At 44.8% G+C, this 14,570-nt stretch carries 14 protein-coding genes; all 14 read right to left on the bottom strand.

All coding sequences use genetic code 11. The features are described 5' to 3' along the window. Positions 1 to 36: 36 nt before the first annotated feature. Positions 37 to 1,500: a nicotinate phosphoribosyltransferase gene (locus ABEW32_RS22015; RefSeq protein ID WP_430192029.1), complete on the bottom strand. Its 1,464-nt coding sequence runs from the start codon at positions 1,498 to 1,500 to the stop codon at positions 37 to 39. A gap of 119 nt (positions 1,501 to 1,619) precedes the next feature. Then, positions 1,620 to 2,186: a cysteine hydrolase family protein gene (locus ABEW32_RS22010; RefSeq protein ID WP_430191743.1), complete on the bottom strand. Its 567-nt coding sequence runs from the start codon at positions 2,184 to 2,186 to the stop codon at positions 1,620 to 1,622. Between the two features lie 67 nt (positions 2,187 to 2,253). Then, complete coding sequence (locus ABEW32_RS22005) at positions 2,254 to 3,042, bottom strand: NUDIX domain-containing protein (RefSeq protein WP_013370763.1); 789 nt, start codon at positions 3,040 to 3,042, stop codon at positions 2,254 to 2,256. A 65-nt stretch (positions 3,043 to 3,107) separates the two neighbouring features. Then, complete coding sequence (locus ABEW32_RS22000) at positions 3,108 to 3,530, bottom strand: PaaI family thioesterase (RefSeq protein ID WP_430191741.1); 423 nt, start codon at positions 3,528 to 3,530, stop codon at positions 3,108 to 3,110. 110 nt (positions 3,531 to 3,640) lie between these two features. Beyond that, on the bottom strand, positions 3,641 to 4,093 hold the full coding sequence (locus ABEW32_RS21995) for a YlbF/YmcA family competence regulator (RefSeq protein ID WP_430191739.1): 453 nt from the start codon (positions 4,091 to 4,093) through the stop codon (positions 3,641 to 3,643). An 87-nt stretch (positions 4,094 to 4,180) separates the two neighbouring features. Continuing rightward, positions 4,181 to 5,734 (bottom strand): tRNA (N6-isopentenyl adenosine(37)-C2)-methylthiotransferase MiaB, encoded by a 1,554-nt coding sequence (miaB, locus tag ABEW32_RS21990; protein WP_430191737.1) that lies wholly within the window; start codon positions 5,732 to 5,734, stop codon positions 4,181 to 4,183. A 300-nt stretch (positions 5,735 to 6,034) separates the two neighbouring features. Further along, positions 6,035 to 6,607 (bottom strand): phosphate propanoyltransferase, encoded by a 573-nt coding sequence (gene pduL / locus ABEW32_RS21985; protein WP_430191735.1) that lies wholly within the window; start codon positions 6,605 to 6,607, stop codon positions 6,035 to 6,037. A 145-nt stretch (positions 6,608 to 6,752) separates the two neighbouring features. After that, on the bottom strand, positions 6,753 to 7,838 hold the full coding sequence (locus ABEW32_RS21980; RefSeq protein ID WP_430191733.1) for a low temperature requirement protein A: 1,086 nt from the start codon (positions 7,836 to 7,838) through the stop codon (positions 6,753 to 6,755). 188 nt (positions 7,839 to 8,026) lie between these two features. Continuing rightward, the gene (locus ABEW32_RS21975; RefSeq protein WP_430191731.1) at positions 8,027 to 9,094 is read right to left on the bottom strand and encodes a dipeptidase; all 1,068 of its coding nucleotides are present in this window, start codon (positions 9,092 to 9,094) and stop codon (positions 8,027 to 8,029) included. Between the two features lie 117 nt (positions 9,095 to 9,211). Beyond that, positions 9,212 to 9,472 (bottom strand): stage V sporulation protein S, encoded by a 261-nt coding sequence (locus tag ABEW32_RS21970; protein WP_007430104.1) that lies wholly within the window; start codon positions 9,470 to 9,472, stop codon positions 9,212 to 9,214. A 129-nt stretch (positions 9,473 to 9,601) separates the two neighbouring features. Beyond that, positions 9,602 to 10,396, bottom strand: a complete 795-nt coding sequence (locus ABEW32_RS21965) for a TIGR00282 family metallophosphoesterase (RefSeq protein ID WP_430192027.1) — start codon at positions 10,394 to 10,396, stop codon at positions 9,602 to 9,604. Between the two features lie 73 nt (positions 10,397 to 10,469). Continuing rightward, positions 10,470 to 12,014: a ribonuclease Y gene (gene rny, locus ABEW32_RS21960; protein ID WP_013309958.1), complete on the bottom strand. Its 1,545-nt coding sequence runs from the start codon at positions 12,012 to 12,014 to the stop codon at positions 10,470 to 10,472. A gap of 359 nt (positions 12,015 to 12,373) precedes the next feature. Then, a complete protein-coding gene (locus tag ABEW32_RS21955) occupies positions 12,374 to 13,123 on the bottom strand; it encodes a regulatory protein RecX (RefSeq protein WP_430191729.1) in 750 nt (249 codons plus the stop codon). A 222-nt stretch (positions 13,124 to 13,345) separates the two neighbouring features. After that, positions 13,346 to 14,407, bottom strand: coding sequence for a recombinase RecA (gene recA, locus ABEW32_RS21950; RefSeq protein WP_430192025.1), 1,062 nt, complete (start codon positions 14,405 to 14,407; stop codon positions 13,346 to 13,348). Positions 14,408 to 14,570 lie beyond the last annotated feature (163 nt).

Below are 14,570 nucleotides of genomic sequence, written 5' to 3'. Positions count from 1 at the left end.
AAAGGCACCCCATACAAGATGAGGTGCCTTTTCAAATTATTCCTTTTCTTCAACGTCGGGCTGCATGTAGCTGTCAATCAGCTTTTGCTTCAGCTCCCATACCTTCTCGCTAAGGTTTACCCGATAAATTTCAGGATTCAGCTTCCGCAAATATTCTGGCCAAAACAGCTTCAGCTGTGAAACATGATAGGCACGAATTTCATCCAGTTCAGGAAGCTCGTATACCTTTTGTCCATTTATAAAAATAGGTTCAAGCATCGGTACAGCTTCGTAATTTTCTACATACTTCTTCATATATGGATGCAAAGGGTTAAACAGCTTCAGGCGCTTACCATTGCGCGGACGTTCTTCATCCGGGAAAGAAATGTAATCAGCTACAGCTCTCCCTTTCTTCTTATCCACAATACGGTATACATCCTTTTTGCCTGGTGTAGATACTTTTTCCGGGTTACCCGAGATCTTAATCGTCGGCAGCATTTCACCGTCTACTTCCCGCTCAACCAGCTTGTACACTCCGCCTAATGAAGGTTGATCTGAAGCCGTAATCAGCTGTGTTCCTACACCCCATACATCAATACGTGCACCTTGGGCTTTTAGATTGAAAATCGTATTTTCATCCAAATCGTTGGAAGCAACAATTTGTACGTAATCCAAACCTTCGGCATCCAGCATTTCCCGGGCCTGAATAGATAGATAAGCCAAATCACCGCTATCCAAACGGATGGCATTCATACGCTTGCCTTGACTCTCCAGCATCTTTGCTGTCCGAATCGCATGAGGAACACCGCTCTCCAGCGTGTCAAAGGTATCTACCAGCAATGTAACCTGATCTGGCAAAACCTTCGCATACACGTCAAACGCCTCTTGCTCCGTCATAAAGGTTTGTACCCATGAATGGGCATGTGTTCCTTTTGTCGGAATCCCAAAATGTTCGCCTGCCAGCATATTAGAAGTCGCATCGAAACCTGCAACATAAGCTGCACGCGCTCCCCAAATGGCTGCATCTGCCTCCTGCGCACGCCGTGTACCAAATTCGAGCAGTGTATCGTCACTGGCCACCTGCTTGATGCGCGATGCTTTTGTCGCAATGAGTGTCTGGTAGTTCATAAAATTCAGCAACGCTGTTTCGACAAGCTGTGTCTCCATAATGGTTCCTTCAACTCGCACCAAAGGCTCATTCGGAAAAACAAGCGCCCCTTCTTTCATCGAATGGACCGTTCCGCCAAACTTAAACTGGCGCAACGCCTCCATAAACATGGGGTCGTACTTCTCCTCCTGCTCTGACAGATAGCGAATGTCTTCTTCTGTAAACCGCAAATTTGAAATGTAATTCACAATCCGTTCCAGACCAGCAAACACGGCATATCCATTACCGAAAGGGAGCTTACGAAAATACGCCTCGAACACAGCTTTACGCTGGTGACTTCCGTTCACCCAATGGGCGTACATCATATTAATCTGATATTTATCTGTATGTAATGCGAGGCTCGTTGACTTCATCGTATCATCCTCTCTGACTATCACTGGCTTGGTGACGGCATACCGTCTTATCTGTCCAGATTCAGCAATATCCGACTCCTTTTTGTTATCGGACATTGGTGCACAATCGTTCAGTTATTTTACTTCTTCTGGAGCATAAGCGTATCTTCAGCCGACCGTACCGTGGCTCCAAGACTTCCCTCAAAATGGCCTAAAGCCCAATCATGTCCCGCCTGATTAAAGCTCGCCACAGCGTCCTTGTATACGGTAATAGCAAAACCTTTGTTATAAGCATCTACAGCCGTATGCAGCACACATATATCTGTACACACACCAATCAGATGAACCTCCAGAATCCCGCGTTCACGCAGTCTGAGTTCCAGATCTGTACCAGCAAAAGCACTATACCGTGTTTTATCCAACCAGTAGATACGATCACTTTGTTGCTCATATAGGCTATGAAGCTTACCATACAATTGTCGTCCATCGGTTCCACGTATATTATGTGGAGGAAACAGCTTACTCTCCGGGTGATAAGGGTCATTCTCCTCATGTAAATCGACAGCCATGACAACAAAGTCCCCTTGCTCTACATAGGCCTGCGTAATGGCGGTGATCCGTTCATCCAGTTCAATCGCAGGTTGCCCGACAGGCAGACTACCATCCACGAAATCTTTTGTGTAATCAATAACAATCAGTGCCTTCATCGTACAGTCAACTCCTTATCATCAAAGTGAGATTGTACGCTCTGTGCGTAACCCATTCTATTGGCAGTTACGTATAAATAGATAAACGCGGTACTCTATCACTAAAGCGGTACAATTGTGCCGGTCTTTGTGAATACTGATTGGAACTAAGCGGTTTGCCATTCTCATCCCGCACTTCTTCCAGTATTCCCTGTCTGCTGCGAGTCGATGTTATTTTGCGAATAAAATTAGGCTCTTCGAAATCTGGCACGACGCTTTGGATCACCTGATACAATTCACCCAGTGTAAAATGTGGCGGTAAAAACTGCTTGGCTATCGTTGTCTGAAGCATCTGCAACTGAATCTTGCGATAAGCATCAACTATGATATCCCGGTGATCGAACGCCAGCTCCAATTCTTCCAACGCTTCTCTGATCGTAAATAACCCGACCTCAGAAGCGTCATCAGCCGCCTGACGCTGCTCCAGCATCCATTCCTCTACCAGTGCAAAAAACGCATGTGATATGATCCACCCGCGCGGATCACGACCTGGTCCACTATACACGCCCAAATACTCCAGATGTCCGCCGTCTACACCGGTTTCCTCTAACAGTTCCCGCTTGGCCGCTCCATATATGGATTCGTCTTCTTGGCAAAACCCTCCAGGCAACGCCCATCGTCCGGCAAATGGCCAACTACGGCGCTTGATGAGCATCACTTTCAGCTCACGAATCGGCAGTGTCTTTGTTACCGTCTTGCGCTCACGCTTCGTTAAAGTAAACATGACGATATCCGCCGGAGCGCCGTCCGGGGTACGATATTTCTTAATGTTATAAGACGCCTTCTGCGCCTCTTCGTTTATACGATTGCTATCCATTGGCATCACCATATTATATCGTTTTGATAAATTCATTATGACATAATAAAAATTTTTGTCAAGCGTCAGGCCTTGCCTGAGTCACTTGCTTGTTGACGCAATACTCGGAAGGTCGCTGTAGCTGTGCAACCGAGTGTACCTTCACTATCCCTTACTTCCGCCTCAGTGGTTATGGTGCGACCTCCCTGATGAAGAATCCGTGCCTTAACGTCCAGTCGTCCTTGTCTCATGGCTGACAAAAAATGAACATTCAGATTCGTTGTTACACATGAAGCCATATTTCGTGAAGCCATACTGACCATCCCCATCGCCTGATCCATCAATGATGTGAGCACACCCCCATGAACAATCCCCATCACATTGGTATGGTGTTGTTTGGCCTCCAAAGCGATATGTGCCTCGTTAGCATCAGCGGTAATCAGTTCACATCCTAAATACTCCCAAAAGGTATTTTGTTCGCCCTCTAACATCTTACGCAACTTATCCATTCCCTCGCTTCCATCCCTTTTATGATTCGTAATTCTCTTGATGTCTCTTGAACCTAATTTCTTTCGAAAAAAAGGCGTGGAAGCTAAGCCTCCACACCATAAATCTTATTCTAGTCACTGCAATTAGAGGAGGAAGTAGTTTTCCCCTCTTCTACGTTTACCTTTTCAGCAACGGTATCACGGATAGCCGTGATCACCATTTGCAGCAGCTCATTAATTTCTACCTGGCTCTGCTGAAACTCCGTTACAATTGGAATACTATCAAGCTCTTCCTGTAGCTCCTGAAGTTCGGCCTCTATTTTAGCAATCATTTTTTGATTTTTTAAAGATTCAAAAGCCACAATTTCCTTTTGCTTCTTCTTCATCGTGGCAATCAGTTGCTGAATGCGCTCATGATCCTGAATCTTTTCTTCTGCTTTCCGGAAGACCTGTACTTCCTCACTGCTGCCCAGAATACCCGCCAACTCTTTGGCCTTTGCCAATATCATATCGCGATTGACCAAATGATCATGCTGGCGTGCCGCCGATTGAAGTTCTGTTTGCTGCAACCGCTCCTCTGTCATTGTCCATCGCTCCTTTTCTCACTTAAATGGTCTTTCACACAGCCCTTTATTCAAACCGCGTACAGCACGCTCGTTAGACTATTCTTTTTATCCGTTAACCGCTACTGGCGTTTGAACCAAGTCACCTTTAATGTAGAAGGTCATAGGCTCTGTAATTTTCACTTGGACAAAGGAACCAATCAGGTCCTTCGATCCTTCAAAATGAACCAGCTTATTGGAACGAGTCCGACCAGCAAGCACGTTGCTGTCATTTTTGCTCTCGCCTTCCACCAGCACTTCCACCACTTCGCCACGCAATCGACTATTAAAGCGAAGGCTGTTTTGATTCACCGCAATGTTCAGACGCCGGAGGCGCTCTTTTTTGACCGACATAGGCACATTATCTTCCATCGAAGCCGCCGGCGTACCTTCACGTGGTGAATAAATAAATGTGTAGGCAAAGTCATAGCCCACTTCACGCACTAAAGAAAGAGTATCTTCAAACTGCTCGTCTGTTTCACCCGGGAAACCTACGATAATATCCGTTGTCAGAGAAGCATGCGGAACAGCTGCTTTTATCTTCGCTGCTAGCTCCAAAACACGCTCACGAGTATATTTTCGGTTCATTTTCTTCAATATATCCGTATTACCGGATTGTACAGGCAGATGAATATGTTCCACCAGATTGCCACCCTTACCAAGCACTTCAACCAAATGGTCGTCAAAATCACGCGGATGTGAGGTCGTAAAACGTACACGCGGTATATTGATTTTGCGCATATCATCCATCAGATCCCCAAATCTGTAATTTATATCTTTCAAATCCTTGCCATAGGCATTGACATTCTGACCCAGCAGGGTAATCTCTTTAAAACCTTGACGGGCCAAATCCCGCACCTCAGCTATAACATCCTCTGGCCGACGGCTTCTTTCCTTACCACGCGTGAAGGGAACGATGCAATAGGTGCAAAACTTATCACAGCCGTACATGATGTTTACCCAGGCCCGCATACCCTCGCGCTTCTTCGGCAGGTTTTCAATAATGTCGCCCTCCTTGGACCACACTTCAACCACCATTTCTTTGCTGAAGAGTGCTTCCTTGACGAGCTGAGGCAAACGGTGAATATTATGGGTACCAAAGATCATATCGACAAAACCGTGTTTTTGCATAATGCGGTTCACGACATTCTCTTCCTGCGACATGCAGCCACACACACCAAGCAGCAGTCCTGGCTTTTCTGTTTTGAGATGCTTGAGATGACCCAGCTCACCAAACACTTTATCCTCCGCATTTTCACGGATAGCACAAGTGTTCAGTAAAATGATGTCTGCTTCCTTCCGATCCTCGGTTGCCTGGTAGCCCATTTGCTCCAGCAAGCCTTTTATTGTTTCGGAATCATGCTCATTCATCTGACAACCGAAGGTATATACGATATAATGCTTGCCCTCACCGATATGCTTTAGCTCATCTGGAACTGCGTTATCATATAATACCTGCACGTCCTCTTTGCCGCGCTGCTTTTCTTTTCTATGGTTCGGCTCCGCCATAATGTTGATTTCGCGTCCGCGAATACGAATCTTTTTGCTATGCTCATCTTCAGAAATAATCTTCGCATCCGAGAAATCAAAATATTTGGAGTAGTCTTTTGTTTCCTTAGCCATATCCCTGGTCACTCCTTACACCATCTATTTCACGAGCTAATTTGTGATTTTACTGTATCTTTAGGCATTAGTTATTTTATTTTAAGCTCCAAAAAAACCTTTGAAAAAGGCATTACACTAAATTATAGCATGATTTATAGGTCATAGCCATAGATCATCCCCGGGTACGGATTTGGATGCCATGTAATGCTGATATTTTTTATGTATATAGGTAAGTGTTTGTGTATGTATAGCACTGCAAAAAAGTCCGACTCTTTTGCAAGAATCGGACTTTCACACCTTCCGGATCATACACGTATATTAGTCTACGATTTCAGCAGTGTCACCGTTTTTCACACCAGCTCCGTTTGCTTCATCTGTATCGATATGCATATCCAAAGCAAAAGAATCGGACACACGTGCAAGAACATTTTCAAACACAAGACCACGTTCGCCGCCAACACGTACTTTCAGCAGTTGCTTGTCCTTAATGTCCCATTTAGCTGCATCAGATGTATGGAAATGAATATGGCGCGCTGCTACAATAACGCCCTCTTGCAGTTCCACTTCTCCAGCTGGTCCTTTTACTGTAATTCCTGGTGTACCGTCAATGCTACCGGATTCGCGTACAGGTGCCTTAACACCAATAGCAAAGGAATCTGTGCGAGAGATTTCCAGTTGGGAAGCAGGACGAGCAGGTCCCAAAATGCGAACCTTATCAAATTGGCCCTTAGGACCAATTACAGCTACCGTTTCATTTGCAGCAAATTGTCCTGGTTGGGACAAAGGTTTAAATTCAGTCAATTGATGGCCTGCTCCGAACAAAATTTCAATATGCTCTTGAGTCAGGTGAATATGACGGGCGGAAACGCCGACAGGTACGATTTTAGTCATCGTGTGGTCACTCCTTTTTCTCTATACAATACTTTACACATCTATGCTATTATACTCCTATTTCAACAAGAAAGAAAAGGATAGCGCATAAAGTTCCCTTTTTCGCCCTAACCAGCCATACATATCGTCCATATAAAAACTGGGATCAAACCGTCATTTTAGCAAACAGGAGGAAGAAAAGCATGATTTCAGCTACGATGAGATGAGGAGCTACAACAAATATATTCAGAATAAACAGCGCACAGAGGATACCAGTTAAGAAAAGAATGACTCTGAGACGAGGTTTAAGATGACTTAGTCTGTACTGATGGAATACCAGCAATACTGACAAAAAATAAATAAAAACAGAAGCAAAAGTAAAGCAAAGTACAAAAGTATAGGCTACTTGCCCCAAAAATAAGAGCTGTATGGAAGCCGCAAGCATGCTAAGGGAAAGATAAATAAACAAATGACCATATATAATAGTCTGTCCTGCTGTTTGTTTTGATTTGTCTACGCGCTTTTCTATAATCTCAAAATATTGCCACCAGATCGCGATGACCAGTACAAATGTCAAAGCAGCAAATACAATGGAGGAGACTGCGAAATGATCGGCTTGTAAAACCGAAAGTATACTTATCACTGATTCTCCAAGCAGGATTAAAGTAAACTGTGCAAAGCGCTCCAAAAGATGCTCTGTATGGATAGGTGTAATCACCAGCTTTTTACGACCGATCAAAGGAACGAGGATATCTACAGCAATACCAGTATATAAAATCAAATATCGAACCCACGAGTCGAAGAAAAGGGAGAAGCTAGAGAGGACTAACCCAACCCAAAAATAAGTTCCAAAAAAACGAGCTGTTTCTTGTTTGTGGGCTGTTTCATTGGGGGCCGAAAGTACATATTGAACGACAGTCAAACCTCTTAAGCCAATATAGCCAACAAAAAAAGAAGCATAATACGCATCAAAATCTATATTCAGGCTGGCAGTCATAATTAACACAAAAAATAGTTGCAGGATCATAAAGATTCGATGCGTTTTACTGTCTTGACCAAAACGATTGTTATAGACAGTTTGCCCCACCCATGCCCACCAGATTGGAATAAAAATCAAAATAAACTTTACTAAGTTGTGCCAATCAATACTGCCATGCTCAACATGAAGTAAAACATGAGTAGCCTTGGAGACAGCTGCTACAAACAATAAATCATAAAAGAGTTCAAGCCAGGTAACCTTTTTTATCAACATTATGTAACGGAGTCCCCCTCTAGTATGGCGGTACAGCATGGTGACTGTCAGGCTCACTCCTACATATATCAAATTTCAGTAAGCGTTGTTTTTAGCACCATGCAGTCCTTGGATGCTCCAATTATTTCGTAATCCTTCTCGCTTTGTCAAGGAATTGGTCAGCCGAAAACAATTGCTATATCAGCTAATTAAGAAGATATTTTAGACGGCAGATTCGTTCGCAAATAGTCCAGCGCATGTTCTCCCAGCCATCCCTTCACCAATTCCTCAGGGTAATGCTTTAACAACAGTTCTGCAAAAACCGGATATTTCCCCGAGTGCTCCAGTCCCCGCACATGTGTCTCGATACCATCAAAATCAGAGCCAAACATCAAATGCCTTTCGCCACCTAATGAACAAATGTGCTCAATGTGCGGTAGCAGGTCCTCAGCGTGTACTGTTCCCTGCTCTTTCAGAAACATCGTGACAAAGGTCAATCCGATTCGTCCATTACGGGCGATTAACGCCCGAATCTGTTCATCCTGTAAATTACGGGGGTGCGCACATCTCGCGAAGGCGTTCGAATGCGAGGCAATGGGGGGTAAGGCCGCCGACTCCATCACTTCCCAGAAGCCTTGTACGGACAAGTGTGATACATCTAGCAGCAGGCCCAGACTATTACAGCGATGGACCAAATCACGTCCCTTGCGGGTTAAGCCACCTCCTCTAACCTCCATAATTCCGTCAGCAGCCCAATTTGCATAATTCCATGTCAGTCCAATCAATCGTATTCCCATGGCATAGCACACATCTGCATAAAACGGATTGCCTTCCAGCGCATCTACCCCTTCAAGCGAGAGCAACGCCCAAGGTGACCCTGCATGATTCGTCCCACTTCCATGCCCATTCGTTATCTTTCCTGCTTGCTTCTCTACGTCTGTCTGCTGTGCTTGCTCCACTTGACGTATAGCGGACGTATTTTTAAATGCTGCCAAGTCTTCTTTCCACAGCAAAGGTTTTAATCCGCCTGAGGTAGAAGTTACATGCTGCCTGAACAGCTCAATTTGACGAACCACATGCTCAAATTTCGGTGTACCCAATACCTGTGAAATATATATAGCGAATGTTTGCAAACTTACATTGCCTTCTAGCAAACGCTCTTTTGTGACATCAAGCGATGAATGACTGAAGTCCACCTGCGAATCGAGCTGCATTTTACATAACACATCACAATGAAAGTCCACAACTGGCCAACTCGCTTCAAACTTATCATTCATGCGCCATACCTCCATTTAATTAAAGACCAAAATTTATTTTGAAAAACATAGTTGCTAAACCGCAAAGCAAAAAAGCCCGTTTACAAAACGTAAACAGGCTCAGGCGACTTCCATTTATTATCTTGGTTCTACAATCAATTTGATCGCAGTCCGATCTTCTCCATCAATAACAATGTCTGTAAAAGCAGGAATACAAATCAAATCCACTCCGCTTGGTGCGACAAATCCCCGGGCAATGGCTACCGCTTTAATGGCTTGGTTTAGTGCACCCGCTCCAATCGCCTGTAATTCTGCATTTCCGCGTTCACGCAGTACTCCTGCGAGTGCGCCTGCAACTGAATTGGGATTGGATTTTGCTGATACTTTTAATACATCCATAGTAAGTACCTCCCCTGGGAATGATGATGGTTTGATTCCACTATTAGATGTTATTCGAGGGTCAGCAAAAAATTCCTGCTTTTTGGTGACAGTTTTCCTTATTCTTTCCTTGAGTAGCTCTCAAAAAGCTTAATCCATTCGCCATTCATCTTCTTTTAGTCTGATTTTCTCAATTTTGCGGGCTTTTCCATCCTGATCATTGAGCTCTACACTAATGGCATGAAAGTGCCATTTGCCCGTGTCCACTTGGAAGCGTACCGGAAGCTGGGTCTGGAATTTCTGTAATACAGCCTCTTTCTGCATACCCAGCACACCCTCATAAGGACCTACCATCCCTGCATCTGTCTGATATGCAGTTCCTTGTGGCAAAATTGTGTCGTCATTGCTCTGTACGTGTGTATGTGTACCTACCACAATCGATGCACGTCCATCCAGATGCCAACCCATCGCTATTTTTTCGGAGGTGGCTTCAGCGTGAAAATCTACCAGAATATGTTTATGTTTTTTGCGCAGCTCGTCTACAATTTCATCCGCTGCACGAAATGGACAATCAATAGCTGGCAAGAAGGTTCTACCTTGCAGATTAACAATGGCCAGCTCCTTACCTCCACCTTTTACCACAGTATAACCTCGGCCTGGTGTCCCTGGTGGAAAGTTAGCCGGACGGATGATCCGCGGCTCATCATCTATAAAATCAAATATTTCCTTATTGTCCCATGTATGATTACCCATTGTAATTCCATGAACGCCCCAATCAAAAAACTCTCTGGCGATGGATTGAGTAATCCCTCTTCCCGAAGCTGCATTTTCTCCGTTCACGATAATAACATGCGGGTTGTATTTTGATTTAAGCGAAGGGAGATTCTCCCTCAGTGCCTTTCTGCCTACACTGCCGACGATGTCTCCAATAAATAATACGTTGATAGAAAACCCTCCCTAGTCTGCCTTACATAATGAAAAGTGGCCCTACAAGCGGCCACTTTTCATTGAAATGCTTTTATTTTGCGTATTCTACCGCACGTGTCTCACGAATAACGGTAACCTTGATGTGCCCTGGATAATCCAGTTCATTCTCAATCGTTTTCGTAATATCGCGGGCCAGTCGGAATGCTTCCGCATCATCAATTTTCTCTGGCTGTACCATGACACGAACTTCGCGTCCGGCTTGAATTGCGTATGATTTTTCAACGCCTTCAAAAGATTCGGAGATGCGTTCCAGCTTCTCAAGACGACGGATATACGTCTCTAGCGTTTCACGCCGTGCTCCCGGTCTTGCAGCTGACAGAGCATCTGCTGCTCCGACCAGCATGGCGATTACTGAAGTCGCTTCGCAGTCGCCGTGATGTGAAGCAATGCTGTTGATAACGACCGGGTGTTCCTTGTACTTCTTCGCCAGCTCCACGCCAATTTCAACGTGTGATCCTTCCACTTCGTGATCCAGCGCTTTCCCGATGTCATGCAGCAAGCCTGCCCGTCTTGCCAGTACAACGTCCTCGCCCAGTTCCCCGGCCATCAGACCTGTCAAGTATGCAACTTCCATCGAGTGCTTCAATACGTTCTGTCCGTAACTCGTACGGAACTTGAGTCGTCCCAAGATCTTGATCAAATCCGGATGCAGGCTATGCACACCCACTTCAAAGGTGGCCTGTTCACCATACTCACGAATTCGTTCGTCCACCTCTTTACGAGATTTTTCCACCATCTCTTCAATACGAGCCGGATGTATCCGTCCGTCCGCTACGAGCTTCTCAAGTGCTGTACGAGCAATCTCTCTACGAATCGGATCAAATCCGGACAATATAACAGCTTCCGGCGTATCATCAATAATGAGGTCGATCCCTGTAAGGGTTTCAAGTGCACGGATGTTACGGCCTTCGCGCCCGATAATCCGGCCTTTCATTTCTTCATTCGGCAATGTTACAACAGAAACCGTCGTTTCTGCTACATGATCTGCCGCACAGCGTTGGATGGCCAGTGTGATGATCTCACGAGACTTTTTGTCTGCTTCTTCTTTGGCCTGCTGTTCAATTTCCTTAATCATCTGAGCTGTTTCATGACGAACTTCCTGCTCTACGTTGGTCAGAATAATACTTCTTGCATCTTCCATCGTAAGATTGGATATACGCTCCAACTCAGTTACCTGACTCTTGTAAATCAAATCAATTTGCTGCTGGGTTTCATCGATTCGTTTCTCTTTGTTGGCCACTTGTTCTTCTTTGCGTTCCAGTGATTCCAATTTTTTATCCAGCGATTCTTCTTTTTGCAGCAATCTTCGTTCCTGTCGTTGAATTTCATTGCGACGTTCACGAGTTTCTTTTTCAGCTTCGGCACGAATGCGGTGAATTTCATCTTTCGCTTCCAATACCGTTTCCTTCTTCAGCGCTTCTGCCTCTTTTTTCGCGTTCTCCACGATTTGCGCGGCAGCTTCTTCCGCACTGGAGATCTTAGCTTCTGCAATAGATTTGCGAATAAAATAACCAATCCCGAACCCAAAGAATAACGCGGCTACAGCAACGAGAACGAACCAGATCGCAGTCATCATACTGTTCACCTCCCCGTTGGTTCCTCCAAGGCATTCCTTGGGACTTTTTGCAATTGTCACATTTACTTTGATCGTCAAACTAAGATAACGACACAAGGTCGCTTCATTTCATATGCACATGCTTTCACACGTACAATTCCGCCTGGCATAGCGGCATCACTTGTTATTTGGCGATGAGAACTTTATCGTGGGTTCCACTTTTTTGGAAGGAAAAAGGGTACTCCACAAATATCGTTTCATATATATTTTATTATTTGACAAATGGCATTGTCAAGGGAATGCAAACATTAGTAGACTCCGTGCAACTGTCCACATCATAAGCGACTCATCCAGCCAAAGGTTCAGCTATCTTTTTGCAACTATTCCTCCCATTGCATTGATCCCTCGTCATCAAAATCATCGTCTTGTTCGGCCGCAGTAAGATGATTGATCACGCGACGTGTTATATCTCCCGAATATCCACGTCTCATAAGAAACGGGAATGTCTTCTTTTTTTTATCCATTATATCACCGCGAACCTGATTCCATTTCTTACGTCCAACCGTCAATGCACTCTCCCATTCCTCATTGTCGGTGATTTCTCCTAACGCTTCCCCGATAGAGGCTTTAGAAATGCCCTTCTGACGAAGTTCTTGCCTGATCCACATCTTCCCCTTACGTTGACTTGTTATCCGCTGTCTTGCCCACTGACGGGCGTATAAATCATCATCTACAAGGTTCTCCCTTTGCAGTCGGACCAATATTTCATCAATAACCGTCTGAGCCACTTCCTTTTGCGCTAAACGCTGGGCAATTTCCTGACATGTACGGGGCTTTTGTCCCAAATAGCGCAGCGCATGGACATAAGCCTGTTGCTTTTCATCTGCCAGAACAATATCTTCTAGTTCTTTTTTGACGAAGGACGTTCCCTTAAACATGTTGTACTTGATCATTACATCTTCCAGCACAGACAATGAGTATGGACCAAAATGAATGATGTATCTTCCACGGTTGCGTCTTTGTCCCTGCTCCACTCTAGTAATCATCAATTCTTCATGATCTGGAAAAAGAGAAATCCCTTGCTGTTTGTTTGCTTCTGAAGTGTATTCATCCTTATCGTCCAATTGCAATATGTTTCCCTCACTTTGAAATTCACGAAAGCAACCTGCAATCAGCTGCTGCGCAAAAGTTAGATTCCACTGACCTATCAGGCTTTATTTGATGTGCAAAAATGCCCTGCACAGCTGTGCAGGGCATCAGAATCATGCTATTCAAACGGACTGTACCAGACTATACCATCGTCCCTAGACTACGGTTCACATGACAGATCAGAAGCGAAGTCTCAGCCAAGCTTATTCAAGCTCCAGCAGTTCCTGTTCTTCCTTGGCCTCCTGCGCCAACTCTTCCTCTGTTGGTGGAGCAATTGTTGTAATCAAATTGCTAGCTACCCGGATTTTTTGCTCGATCGTACTAGCAATGTTTGGATTTTCCTTCAAAAATTGCTTCGCATTCTCACGTCCTTGACCAAGGCGCTCGCCTTCGTAGGAATACCAAGCTCCACTCTTGTCAACAATATCGTGCTCCGTACCAATATCGATCAAGCTTCCTTCTTTGGAAATGCCCTCACCGTACATAATATCCACTTCTGCTTGACGGAAAGGAGGAGCAACTTTGTTCTTCACGACTTTAATACGTGTACGGTTACCCACAATATCGTTACCCATTTTCAGGCTTTCGACACGACGAACATCCAAACGTACCGTAGAGTAAAACTTCAAGGCACGTCCACCTGGTGTGGTTTCAGGGTTACCGAACATAACACCTACTTTTTCACGGAGCTGGTTGATAAAGATAGCAATGGTTTTCGATTTATTAATGGCTCCAGACAGCTTACGCAATGCTTGTGACATCAAGCGCGCTTGAAGACCGACATGGGAATCTCCCATCTCGCCTTCAATCTCTGCCTTCGGTACAAGTGCCGCTACAGAGTCAATGACGATAATGTCCACTGCCCCACTACGTACAAGAGCTTCGGCAATCTCTAGTGCCTGCTCACCTGTATCTGGTTGTGATAGTAATAACTCATCAATATTGACGCCCAGCTTGCTCGCATACGACGGATCAAGCGCATGCTCGGCATCGATAAAGGCGGCTTGTCCGCCTGTTTTTTGCACCTCTGCGATAGCATGAAGAGCTACTGTCGTTTTACCGGATGATTCCGGTCCATATACTTCAATAATCCGGCCTCTTGGAAAGCCGCCCGTTCCTAAGGCAATATCCAAAGCAATCGAACCGCTGGGAATTGTTTCCACTTGCATGTGGGTAGACTCTCCCAACTTCATAATGGAACCTTTACCAAATTGCTTTTCTATTTGACGGAGCGCCATATCCAGCGCAGCACGACGATCTGACAATAAACTCACATCCTTCATTGTTTGTACTTTAATAATACCTTGTTTTGACACGCTTGCCAAGCATTTTTTCGAACATACATTCGTTTTTTTGTTTCCTGCAGCCTTTTCTATAATTATAGCGATCTCTTAAAACGAAAAAAGAACCGCTGGCAAAAAGCTTTGC

This window comes from Paenibacillus jamilae (assembly GCF_050482105.1).
In the GTDB taxonomy this organism is placed as follows: Bacteria; Bacillota; Bacilli; order Paenibacillales; family Paenibacillaceae; genus Paenibacillus; species Paenibacillus jamilae_B.
This window is presented reverse-complemented; position numbering and strand designations above follow the sequence as displayed.

Excerpts from the sequence above, each read along its gene's own strand:
- rny (WP_013309958.1), bottom strand. The coding sequence starts at position 12,014 with ATGATGACTGCGATCTGGTTCGTTCTCGTTGCTGTAGCCGCGTTATTC.
- ABEW32_RS21980 (WP_430191733.1), bottom strand. The coding sequence starts at position 7,838 with ATGTTGATAAAAAAGGTTACCTGGCTTGAACTCTTTTATGATTTATTG.
- ABEW32_RS22010 (WP_430191743.1), bottom strand. The coding sequence starts at position 2,186 with ATGAAGGCACTGATTGTTATTGATTACACAAAAGATTTCGTGGATGGT.
- ABEW32_RS21970 (WP_007430104.1), bottom strand. The coding sequence starts at position 9,472 with ATGGATGTATTAAAAGTATCAGCAAAATCCAATCCCAATTCAGTTGCA.
- ABEW32_RS22000 (WP_430191741.1), bottom strand. The coding sequence starts at position 3,530 with ATGGATAAGTTGCGTAAGATGTTAGAGGGCGAACAAAATACCTTTTGG.
- ABEW32_RS21995 (WP_430191739.1), bottom strand. The coding sequence starts at position 4,093 with ATGACAGAGGAGCGGTTGCAGCAAACAGAACTTCAATCGGCGGCACGC.
- ABEW32_RS22005 (WP_013370763.1), bottom strand. The coding sequence starts at position 3,042 with ATGGATAGCAATCGTATAAACGAAGAGGCGCAGAAGGCGTCTTATAAC.
- pduL (WP_430191735.1), bottom strand. The coding sequence starts at position 6,607 with ATGACTAAAATCGTACCTGTCGGCGTTTCCGCCCGTCATATTCACCTG.
- ABEW32_RS21975 (WP_430191731.1), bottom strand. The coding sequence starts at position 9,094 with ATGAATGATAAGTTTGAAGCGAGTTGGCCAGTTGTGGACTTTCATTGT.
- miaB (WP_430191737.1), bottom strand. The coding sequence starts at position 5,734 with ATGGCTAAGGAAACAAAAGACTACTCCAAATATTTTGATTTCTCGGAT.
- ABEW32_RS22015 (WP_430192029.1), bottom strand. The coding sequence starts at position 1,500 with ATGAAGTCAACGAGCCTCGCATTACATACAGATAAATATCAGATTAAT.